This window comes from Actinomadura rubrisoli (assembly GCF_004349215.1).
In the GTDB taxonomy this organism is placed as follows: Bacteria; Actinomycetota; Actinomycetes; order Streptosporangiales; family Streptosporangiaceae; genus Spirillospora; species Spirillospora rubrisoli.
On record NZ_SMKU01000346.1, the window covers coordinates 1 to 9,967 of the forward strand.

Below are 9,967 nucleotides of genomic sequence, written 5' to 3' on the forward strand. Positions count from 1 at the left end.
CCCCGGGCGCCCCCGTGTCCCCGCCGCCCAAGGGGACGCCCGGGGCGGGACCCTCGGGCAAGCCGCATGGGTCCCGCCCGTCCGGCGGACCCGGCGGACGGACGTCCCGGCCCAGCGCACCGGGTGGCCTGCTGTCCCTGCCCGGGTGGGTGACCTTCCTTCCCGGCGGCCTCGCCGCGAGCGGGCCGTGCGCCGTCACGGGCGGGGCAGGGCGCAAGACGACGACGTGCAAGTGGCGCGGCAACGCGGGCTGGGTGGAGATCGTCGTCGTGCGGGGGAACGGCTTCGGTCCCGAGGACCTGTCGCCGATGCCCGGCGTCCCCGGCCGCACGTCCGTCCGGGGCATGCCCGCGCTCACCGCCGACCGGCCCGACGCCGGACGCCAGATCTCCTGGCTGGCGCGGCCCGGCCTCGGGGTGATCGTGAAGGCGGGCGGCGGCTCCGCCAAGGACCAGCTGATGCGCATCGCCGAGGGCGTCCGCCCTTAGGGCGCTTCTTATGGATCCACGTTCTGTTGCGCGACGTCTTAGGACGCGCCCAGGACGGTCAGCCCCCGCTCCGGCGGGGTGGCCGCGCGGTGGAGAGGGGCCGGCCGCGCGACAACCCCGCCGAGGTGGAACAGGACGGGACCCCCGCGGCCCGTTCCGAAACAGGACCGGCCCCGGGAACGCGGTGTTCCCGGGGCCGGTCCCGTTCGTCCGTTCGTCTGGGCGGGCGCCTGGCCCGCCTGGCGGCGCGTTCGGTCAGCCCGCCTCGGAGAGCAGCTTGCCGACGCGCGACACGCCCTCGACGATGTCGTCGTCGCCCAGCGCGTAGGAGAGGCGGAAGTAGCCGGGGGTACCGAACGCCTCGCCCGGCACCAGCGCCACCTCGGCCTCCTCCAGGATCAGCGAGGCCAGCTCCACCGACGTCTGCGGCCGCTTCCCCCGGATCTCCTTGCCGAGCAGCCCCTTGACCGACGGGTAGGCGTAGAACGCGCCCTCGGGCTCCGGGCACACCATGCCGGGGATGTCGTTGAGCATCCTGACGATCGTCTGGCGGCGCCGGTCGAACGCCGCGCGCATCTCGGCCACCGCCGACAGGTCGCCGGTCACCGCGGCGAGCGCGGCGGCCTGCGAGACGTTCGCGACGTTGGACGTGGCGTGCGACTGCATGTTCGCCGCGGCCTTCACCACGTCCGCCGGGCCGACCATCCAGCCCACGCGCCAGCCCGTCATCGCGTAGGTCTTGGCCACGCCGTTCAGGACGAGGGTGCGGTCGGCCAGCTCCGGCACCACCACGGGCATCGAGTGGAACTCGGCGTCCCCGTACACCAGGTGCTCGTAGATCTCGTCGGTGATCACCCAGAGGCCGTGCCCGTCGGCCCAGCGGCCGATCGCCTCGATCTCGTCGCGGGTGTAGACCGAGCCCGTCGGGTTGGACGGGGAGACGAACAGCAGCACCTTCGTCCGGTCGGTGCGGGCCGCCTCCAGCTGCTCGACGCTCACCCGGTAGCCGGTGGTCTCGTCGGCGACCACGTCCACGGGCACGCCGCCCGCCAGCTTGATCGACTCGGGGTAGGTCGTCCAGTACGGCGTCGGGACGAGCACCTCGTCGCCCGGGTCGAGCAGCGCCGCGAACGCCTCGTACACCGCCTGCTTGCCGCCGTTGGTCACCAGGACCTGCGCGGCCTCCGCCTTGAGGCCGGAGTCGCGCGCGGTCTTCTCGGCGATGGCGGCGCGCAGCTCCGGCAGGCCCCCGGCGGGGGTGTACTTGTGGAACCGGGGGACCCTGCAGGCGGTCACCGCCGCCTCGACGATGTAGCCGGGCGTCGGGAAATCGGGCTCGCCCGCGCCGAACCCGATGACCGGGCGGCCCGCCGCCTTGAGCGCCTTGGCCTTGGCGTCGACGGCCAGCGTGGCGGATTCGGAGATCGCGGCGATGCGCTTGGAGATGCGAGGACGGTCGATGCTCATGGCTCAACGCTACAGAAGCCGGGCGAGGAGGCCGAGCCATATGGTCCGGGCCGGTCGGACGGGGCGCGCCGCGGCCGCGTCGCGGCACCGAAAGGATCTCCGGCGGTCTGGTTCGACGCGGGGGCCTCGGGGCCGTAGACTCACCGTCCTAGTGACGTGTCACCCGCCTGCGACCCCTGTCCGAGCAAGGACGTCCTCAAGAGGCCGTAAGCTGGTGCCCTGGCACTATCCGGCCCCGTGGCCGGGCGTTCTCCTTAGCCGGAGGATGAAGGGCAGTGGCTCAATTGGTAGAGCTCCGGTCTCCAAAACCGGCGGTTGGGGGTTCGAGTCCCTCCTGCCCTGCGAGGTGCGGTACGCGCACCCGTGCCGTCCGCGCCGCGGTGGCCTCCGCGGTACCCCGCGGTACGGGCCCCTGCGCGATGACCACGTGGGTGGTTGGACCACGACCTATGAGGTGAACGGCGGCAATGGCGACTGAGATGCGCGGCGAGGCCGCGGAGAAGGACGAAGGCAAGGGCAAGTCCGTTTCCAAGCGGACCACCCCGGCGCTCTTCGTGCGCCAGATCATCGCCGAGCTGCGCAAGGTCATCTGGCCCACGCGCAAGGAGCTCGTCACCTACACGACCGTCTCGCTGGTGTTCGTGCTGGTCATGGTCGCGATCGTGTCCGGCGTGGACTGGGGCCTGCAGAAGGGGATCTACGAGATCTTCGGCTGAGCCCCGGCCCCATCGGGCGGCCGCCGCCGCACCGCAGCAAGTCCATCACCGCAGACCGTACGAGAGAAAGAGTCACCGTGTCCGAGTCCTCACAGCCCTACGACGAGGCCATCGAAGAGGCCCAGTCCGCTGCGGCTGCTGCGGCAGACCAGCCGGCCGAGCCCGCCGATGAGACGGCCGAGGCCGCCGTCGCCGCCGGCGAGGCCGAGCCCGCGGACACGAAGACCGAGGGCGAGGACGAGCCGCCGGCCGACCCCGCCGAGGGTGCCGCCGACCTCGCCGACGCGGTCGCGGGCGAGGAGCCCGCCGAGCCGGTGGACGCCGCCGAGACCGCTGACACCGCCGAGACCGGCGACGACGAGTCCGGCGAGACCGCTGAGACCGGCGACGACGAGTCCGGCGAGCCCGGCGAGGACGAGGTCCCCCAGCCGCCCGTCGACCCGTACGCCGAGTTCAAGATGCAGCTGCGGCTCCAGCCGGGCGACTGGTACGTCGTGCACTCCTACGCGGGGTACGAGAACCGGGTCAAGACCAACATCGAGACCCGCACCCAGACCCTCAACATGGAGGACTTCATCTTCCAGATCGAGGTCCCCCAGCACGAGGTGACCGAGATCAAGGGCGGCAAGCGACAGAAGGTCAACGAGAAGGTCCTGCCGGGCTACATCCTGGTCCGCATGGAGCTCACCGACGAGTCGTGGGCCGCGGTCCGCAACACCCCCGGCGTGACCGGGTTCGTCGGCCTGCTGAACAAGCCGTCCCCCCTGAGCCTGGACGAGGTCGCCAACCTGCTGGCCCCCGAGCCGGAGGAGGGCGTGACCAAGGCCAAGGAGCAGGCCAAGGTCGCCGCCACCGTCGACTTCGAGGTCGGCGAGTCGGTCACCGTCATGGACGGCCCGTTCGCCACCCTGCCCGCCACGGTCAACGAGATCAACGCCGAGCAGCAGAAGCTCAAGGTGCTGGTGTCGATCTTCGGCCGCGAGACCCCGGTCGAGCTCTCGTTCAACCAGGTCTCCAAGATCTGACCCCGCGTCCCGCGCTCGCGGGACGGCGGGGTCCCAGCGGTTCCTACACGGCGGAGGACGTCCCGCCCGCCGTGTTGCCCGGTCGCCCGGGAGTCGGAACCACCATCAAAAGGGACAAAGGGGTATAGATGCCTCCGAAGAAGAAGAAGGTCGCCGCACTCGTCAAGGTGCAGCTCAACGCGGGCGCCGCGACGCCGGCGCCGCCGGTCGGTACCGCGCTCGGTCCGCACGGCGTCAACATCATGGACTTCTGCAAGCAGTACAACGCTGCCACGGAGTCCCAGCGCGGCAACGTCATCCCCGTAGAGATCACCATCTACGAGGACCGGTCGTTCTCCTTCGTCACCAAGACCCCGCCGGCCGCTCAGCTCATCCTGAAGGCCGCGGGCGTCGAGAAGGGCAGCGGCGAGCCGCACAAGACCAAGGTCGGCTCGGTCACCCGCGACCAGGTCCGCGAGATCGCCACGACGAAGATGCCCGACCTGAATGCCAAGGACCTCGACGCCGCCGAGAAGATCGTCGCCGGCACCGCCCGCTCGATGGGCATCGAGGTCAAGTAGCTCCACCCGTGGCAGGGCCTGCGCGGCCCGTACCACAAGTTCCATTGGAGGAACCGGAATGAAGCGCAGCAAGGCATACCGCACCGCGGCCGAGAAGATCGACCGCGAGCGGTTCTACAGCCCGGTCGAGGCCGTGAAGCTGGCCAAGGAGACCGCGGTCACCAAGTTCGACGCGACCGTCGAGGTCGCCCTGCGGCTCGGCGTCGACCCCCGCAAGGCCGACCAGATGGTGCGCGGCACCGTCCTCCTGCCGCACGGCACCGGCAAGACCGCCCGCGTGCTGGTCTTCGCCGGCGGCGCCAAGGCGGAGGAGGCCCGCGAGGCCGGCGCCGACATCGTCGGCTCCGACGACATGATCGAGCGGATCCAGGGCGGCTTCCTGGACTTCGACGCGGTCGTGGCCACGCCGGACCAGATGGGCAAGGTCGGCCGCCTCGGCCGGGTGCTCGGCCCGCGCGGCCTGATGCCGAACCCGAAGACCGGCACCGTCACCATGGACGTGGCGAAGGCCGTGACCGACATCAAGGGCGGCAAGATCGAGTTCCGGGTCGACCGGCACGCGAACCTGCACTTCATCATCGGCAAGGCGTCCTTCGACGAGCGCCAGCTGGTGGAGAACTACGCCGCGGCCGTCGAGGAGATCCAGCGGCTCAAGCCGTCGGCGGCGAAGGGCCGCTACGTCAAGAAGGCGGCACTGACCACCTCGATGGGCCCGAGCATCCCGGTGGACCCGAACGCGGTCCGCAACCTGACCGCGGAGTACGAAGAGGACTGATCACCGGGCCTCGCCCCGGCCGATGAGGCCGGGCGCACGGTCGGCTCGACGACAGGGCGTTCCCGCGAGGGGACGCCCTGTCGTCGTTTCCGGTCAGGACGGGACGGGAAGGCGCCCCGGGCCAGAACGTCGTTGCCTCATGGCCATGCCGGAGGTACGCCCTTGGTCGTAGCGCGGTACGCCCCATTCGTACCACCGGGGGATGTAGTGCCGTTAGCGTCCGGCGAGACTGGGGGAGATCAGCAAGGCGACTAGGGAGGCTCAACCCTCATGAACCGACGACTCGTGGTGGCGGCCGGCGGTACCGCCGTCGGCACCGCGCTCCTCCTGTCCGGGTGCAACGGAGACGGGTCGGGCTCGGGCACGACGGAGAACATGAAGCTCAGCGCCAACGAGGCGCTGCTGAAATCGTCCCAGAAGACGGGGCAGGCCGACCGGTTCAAGGCCGACCTCACGGTGACCGAGGCCGGCAGCGGCGGGGGCAAGGTCCACGCGAACGGGCAGTTCCAGTTGCGTCCGGCGCTGAAATTCAGCGCGAAGCTGGACGAGTTCAGTCAAAGCGGGCAGTCCGTCCCCGGCCTCAAGGGCCAGGCGGTCTTCACCGGCAACACGCTGTACGCGAAGGTCCCGCAGCTCGCCCAGTTCGTCAGCGGCGGCAAGTCGTGGGTGAAGATCGACGTGAACCAGGCTTCGCAGCGCACCGGACTCAACGTCCAGGACCTCGTGAACCAGGTGCAGAAGGTGGACCCGGCCGAGCAGACCAAGATGTTCACCGGCTCCAAGGACGCCCGCCGCGTCGGCACCGAGACGGTCGACGGCGTCAAGACGACGCACTACACCGGCACCGTGACCGTGCAGGAGGCGCTGAACCGCCTCGACGCGCAGGCGCGCGACAAGGTGAGCCGCTGGCTGCCGAAGGACCGCGCCAACGGCAAGATCAACTTCGACCTGTGGACGGACGGGGAGAACCTGCCGCGCAAGCTCGTGTCCAAGGCGACGAGCTCGGACGGCGACAGCGGCTCGGTGACGGTCCTCTACAGCGACTACGGCAAGTCGTTCGGCGTGAACCCGCCGCCGTCGGACCAGGTGGGAGAGCTGTCGCTCGGCTCGTTCCTCGGACGGGGGCACTGAGCGATCCTGCATGACCGGCAATCCTGCATAACCGGCACCCCGGGACAAACGGAACCCCGCTAGTCTCCTCTGCGTCCCACTTCACGCCCGGATGGAAACGCCGGGGCCGTGAGCCCTGACGAAGGAGACTTTCAGATGATCCGTCGCCTCACCGCGGGCACGGCGGTGGCCGCCGGCCTCGCCGTGTCGCTCACCGGCTGTCTCGGGGACGCCGGGAACAAGGTCGACCAGGCCGGCAAGAACATCCGGCTGAGCGCCGCGCAGGTGCTGGGCAAGACCGCGGAGAAGACGGGGTCGACCGACTCGTTCAAGGCCGACCTGTCGATGCGGATGTCCGGGTCGTCCACGGGCGATGTGTCGATGACCGGGGACATCCAGTACCGGACGAAGCCCGACCTGGCCTGGAGCATGAACTTCGCCCAGATGTCGGTCGCCGGCAAGTCGATGCCGGGCATGAGGCAGGTGCTGGTGGGCCGCACGATGTACATGAAGATGCCGGCGCTGTCGCAACTCGGCGGCAGCGCCTCGGCCAAGCCCTGGCTGAAGGTCTCGCTGGACGAGCTGGGCAAGCAGTCGGGGCTGAACATCGACCAGATGCTGGAGCAGTCGCGGCAGATGGACCCCGTCCAGAACACCCGGATGCTGACGGCGTCCAAGGACGTGCGCGAGGTCGGCAAGGAGACGGTGAACGGCGTGCGGACGACGCACTACACCGGCACCTATCGCATGCAGGACGCGATCGCCAAGCTCCCGGCCGAACAGCAGCAGATGCACCGCAAGAACCTGGACAAGCTCGGGATGGACGCCATGGGCTTCGACCTGTGGGTGGACGACCAGCAGCTGCCCCGCAAGATGGCCATGAAGTCGCAGCAGACGTCCGCGGGCAGCATGACGATGACGATGTCTTACCACGACTTCGGGAGGCCGGTGGACATCACCGCGCCGCCCGCCGACCAGGTCACCGACTTCGGCGAGATGATGAGGAAGCTCGGCACCGGCCTCACTCCCGGCACCGGGACCGGCACCTGACGCCGCCCACCGCCACGACGACCAGGGGGACCGCGCCGCGACCGGCGGGGTCCCCCTGCTCAATCGATTTTGTGTAGTGAGGGTGCAGCACGTACTCTGTTCCTTGCCGAAGACCGCCGGCCGTCATCCCTCACGAGGTGACCTAAGGGCCCGACCAGTTCGGGCGGCCTGCGCAGGTGAGACGTGAGCTTCCCGCTTGGCCTCCGTGCCCTGCCTGACGCCCCGTGCACCTGCGCCGGGGCGTTTTTTGGTGGATCGACGCCCGTCCCTCGGGGACGGGTGAGGATCGCGACCACCCAGGTAATCGGAAGGAGGCCCATGGCTAAGGCCGAGAAGGCCGCGGCGATCGCCGAGCTCAAGAGCGAGTTCGAGAGCTCCAACGGCGCCGTGCTGACCGAGTACCGCGGGCTCACGGTGGCGCAGCTCAAGGAGCTGCGCACCAACCTCGGCGACACCGCGAGGTTCGCCGTGGTGAAGAACACGCTGACCAAGCGCGCGGCGAGCGAGGCCGGTGTCGACGAGCGGTTCGGTGAACTGCTCGAAGGCCCGTCGGCCATCGCGTTCGTCAAGGGCGACGTGGTCGAGGCCGCCAAGGGCCTGCGTGACTTCGCCAAGGCCAACCCGCTGCTGGTGATCAAGGGCGGCTTCATCGACGGTCAGTCGATGGACGCCTCCGAGGTCACCAGGCTCGCGGACCTTGAGTCCCGCGAGGTCCTCCTCGCGAAGCTGGCGGGTGCGATGAAGGGCTCCATGGCCAACGCGGCCGCCCTGTTCAACGCCCTGCCGACTCAGGCCGTCCAGCTGGCCGAGGCCCTGCGCGTCAAGCGCGAGGCCGCCGGCGAGACCGCCGAGGCGCCGGCCGGCGAGCCGTCCGCCGAGGACTCCGCCGAGTAGGCACCACCCGCGATACCCGTAAACACCCCAGATTTAAGCCATAGCGGAGGAAACATCATGGCGAAGCTCAGCACCGCAGAGCTGCTCGACGCGTTCAAGGAGATGACCCTTCTTGAGCTGTCCGGCTTCGTGAAGGAGTTCGAAGAGGTCTTCGACGTCAAGGCCGCCGCCCCCGTCGCGGCCGTCGCCGCCCCGGGCGGCCCGGCCGCGCCCGTCGAGGAGGCCGCGGTCCAGGACGAGTTCGACGTCATCCTTGAGGGCGCCGGCGACAAGAAGATCCAGGTCATCAAGGAGGTCCGCGCGCTGACGAGCCTCGGCCTCAAGGAGGCCAAGGACCTGGTCGACAGCGCGCCGAAGGCCCTGCTGGAGAAGGTCAACAAGGAGGCCGCCGACAAGGCCAAGGAGGCCCTGGAGAAGGCCGGCGCGTCGGTCACCGTCAAGTAAGGACGGCTCCGGAGCTCCGGAGCCGGAACGGCTCCACCGCTCTCCAGGAGGCGGCCACCCCATCGCGGGGTGGCCGCCTCCTTTGCGTTATGCCTGGTAGGCGCGGCGTCACGGGCGGTCGTCCGGTGAGCGGCCGGGGTGTCCGCGCGGCCGGTTTTTCTGTGCTGGAGTGACAAACGCGCGGTGGAAAGCGTGCGCCGGGACGGGTTGTGCGGTTTCGGGTGCGGGGCGTAGCGTCCCGTCCTGACGCTGTGGTCACACCAGGCGGCCCACTCCCCGATCGTCCGTCCTGGCGGTCCGTCCACCCTCGCTTGAGGTGCTCGTTCTTGGACCACTAGCCTCATAGGCGCCGTAAGTAACGATTGTCTTACGACGTCGCATTTTGCCGCTGATCTGGGACCGAACCCCCTTCCATTTCGACGGCGGGCCGCTACGGTAGTGACACCCCCGGCTACCGGACGGTAGCAACAAGGTGACCACACGGTGTGACGAGAGAAAGAGCCTGAGTGCTACTCGCTCATTGGTTCGGGATCCCCCCGGCCTGGACGAAAGGTGACGAGTGGGCGTCGAGATCAGAGTCGAGGGCCTGACGAAGTCCTTCGGCCGCCAGACCATCTGGCAGGACGTGTCGCTGACACTGCCCGCGGGAGAGATCTCCGTTCTCCTGGGCCCGTCCGGAACCGGCAAGTCCGTCTTCCTGAAGTCCCTGGTCGGCCTGCTCAAGCCCGACCGCGGCCACATCTGGGTCGGCGACCGGGACCTGCCGTACCTGCCGGAGTCCAAGCTCTACGACACCCGCAAGCTCTTCGGCGTCCTCTTCCAGGACGGCGCGCTCTTCGGCTCGATGAACCTGTACGACAACGTCGCCTTCCCGCTGCGCGAGCACACCAAGAAGTCCGAGTCCGAGGTCAAGCGGATCGTCATGGAGAAGCTCGACCTGGTCGGGCTCGTCGGCGCCGAGAAGAAGCTGCCCGGCGAGATCTCCGGCGGGATGAAAAAGCGCGCCGGTCTGGCCCGCGCGCTCGTCCTGGACCCCGAGATCCTGCTGGTGGACGAGCCGGACTCCGGCCTCGACCCCGTCCGCACGGCCTACCTGAACCAGACGATCGTGGACCTGAACGCCGAGATCGGCGCGACGTTCCTGATCGTCACCCACGACATCAACACCGCCCGGACCGTCCCGGACAACATCGGCCTGCTGTTCCTGCGCGAACTGGTGATGTTCGGGCCGCGCGAGATGCTGCTGTCCAGCGAGGAGCCGGTCGTCCGGCAGTTCCTGAACGCCCGCAAGGTCGGGCCGATCGGGATGTCGGAGGAGAAGGACCTGTCCGAGCTGGAGGCCGAGGCCAAGCAGGGCCACGACCCCGGCAAGCTGCCCCCGATCCCGCCGCAGCTGATGGCCAGCGACGGCCGCATCCGCCCCGCCCAGCACGCCCCC

General features: G+C 69.5%; 10 protein-coding genes, 1 tRNA gene and 1 pseudogene. 11 read left to right on the forward strand and 1 reads right to left on the reverse strand.

The genetic code is table 11. The features are described 5' to 3' along the window. Positions 1 to 488 (forward strand): annotated as a pseudogene (locus E1298_RS38740) (hypothetical protein); the annotation flags it as partial. Positions 489 to 743: 255 nt separating this feature from the next. Here E1298_RS38740 and E1298_RS38750 read toward each other — a convergent pair. Next, entirely contained in the window at positions 744 to 1,955 is a 1,212-nt protein-coding gene (locus E1298_RS38750; protein ID WP_131902370.1) for a pyridoxal phosphate-dependent aminotransferase, read from the reverse strand. A 269-nt stretch (positions 1,956 to 2,224) separates the two neighbouring features. Between E1298_RS38750 and E1298_RS38755 the strand changes: the two genes are divergently transcribed. From E1298_RS38755 to E1298_RS38800, 10 genes are all read left to right on the forward strand, one after another. Then, a tRNA-Trp gene (locus tag E1298_RS38755) sits at positions 2,225 to 2,297 on the forward strand. 125 nt (positions 2,298 to 2,422) lie between these two features. Then, positions 2,423 to 2,671, forward strand: coding sequence for a preprotein translocase subunit SecE (secE, locus tag E1298_RS38760; RefSeq protein WP_131902371.1), 249 nt, complete (start codon positions 2,423 to 2,425; stop codon positions 2,669 to 2,671). Between the two features lie 77 nt (positions 2,672 to 2,748). Beyond that, the gene (gene nusG, locus E1298_RS38765) at positions 2,749 to 3,696 is read left to right on the forward strand and encodes a transcription termination/antitermination protein NusG (RefSeq protein ID WP_341770686.1); all 948 of its coding nucleotides are present in this window, start codon (positions 2,749 to 2,751) and stop codon (positions 3,694 to 3,696) included. Positions 3,697 to 3,824: 128 nt separating this feature from the next. Further along, entirely contained in the window at positions 3,825 to 4,256 is a 432-nt protein-coding gene (rplK, locus tag E1298_RS38770) for a 50S ribosomal protein L11 (protein WP_131902372.1), read from the forward strand. Between the two features lie 58 nt (positions 4,257 to 4,314). Next, positions 4,315 to 5,031 carry a 50S ribosomal protein L1 gene (gene rplA, locus E1298_RS38775; RefSeq protein ID WP_131902373.1) on the forward strand — a complete coding sequence of 239 codons (717 nt, stop codon included), beginning with the start codon at positions 4,315 to 4,317 and terminating at the stop codon, positions 5,029 to 5,031. A gap of 270 nt (positions 5,032 to 5,301) precedes the next feature. Further along, positions 5,302 to 6,162, forward strand: coding sequence for an SCO4651 family lipoprotein (locus E1298_RS38780; RefSeq protein WP_243726072.1), 861 nt, complete (start codon positions 5,302 to 5,304; stop codon positions 6,160 to 6,162). A gap of 135 nt (positions 6,163 to 6,297) precedes the next feature. After that, positions 6,298 to 7,191 carry an SCO4651 family lipoprotein gene (locus tag E1298_RS38785; RefSeq protein ID WP_131902374.1) on the forward strand — a complete coding sequence of 298 codons (894 nt, stop codon included), beginning with the start codon at positions 6,298 to 6,300 and terminating at the stop codon, positions 7,189 to 7,191. 318 nt (positions 7,192 to 7,509) lie between these two features. Further along, positions 7,510 to 8,085 carry a 50S ribosomal protein L10 gene (gene rplJ, locus E1298_RS38790; RefSeq protein ID WP_131902375.1) on the forward strand — a complete coding sequence of 192 codons (576 nt, stop codon included), beginning with the start codon at positions 7,510 to 7,512 and terminating at the stop codon, positions 8,083 to 8,085. A gap of 57 nt (positions 8,086 to 8,142) precedes the next feature. Further along, positions 8,143 to 8,529: a 50S ribosomal protein L7/L12 gene (gene rplL / locus E1298_RS38795; RefSeq protein ID WP_131902376.1), complete on the forward strand. Its 387-nt coding sequence runs from the start codon at positions 8,143 to 8,145 to the stop codon at positions 8,527 to 8,529. Between the two features lie 559 nt (positions 8,530 to 9,088). After that, on the forward strand, positions 9,089 to 9,967 hold an 879-nt coding region (locus tag E1298_RS38800), incomplete at its 3' end, for an ABC transporter ATP-binding protein (protein ID WP_131902377.1).

Bases quoted from the DNA above. Each gene is read 5' to 3' on its own strand.
- E1298_RS38750 (WP_131902370.1), bottom strand. From the start codon at position 1,955: ATGAGCATCGACCGTCCTCGCATCTCCAAGCGCATCGCCGCGATCTCC.
- secE (WP_131902371.1), top strand. From the start codon at position 2,423: ATGGCGACTGAGATGCGCGGCGAGGCCGCGGAGAAGGACGAAGGCAAG.
- rplK (WP_131902372.1), top strand. From the start codon at position 3,825: ATGCCTCCGAAGAAGAAGAAGGTCGCCGCACTCGTCAAGGTGCAGCTC.
- rplA (WP_131902373.1), top strand. From the start codon at position 4,315: ATGAAGCGCAGCAAGGCATACCGCACCGCGGCCGAGAAGATCGACCGC.
- E1298_RS38780 (WP_243726072.1), top strand. From the start codon at position 5,302: ATGAACCGACGACTCGTGGTGGCGGCCGGCGGTACCGCCGTCGGCACC.
- E1298_RS38785 (WP_131902374.1), top strand. From the start codon at position 6,298: ATGATCCGTCGCCTCACCGCGGGCACGGCGGTGGCCGCCGGCCTCGCC.
- rplJ (WP_131902375.1), top strand. From the start codon at position 7,510: ATGGCTAAGGCCGAGAAGGCCGCGGCGATCGCCGAGCTCAAGAGCGAG.
- rplL (WP_131902376.1), top strand. From the start codon at position 8,143: ATGGCGAAGCTCAGCACCGCAGAGCTGCTCGACGCGTTCAAGGAGATG.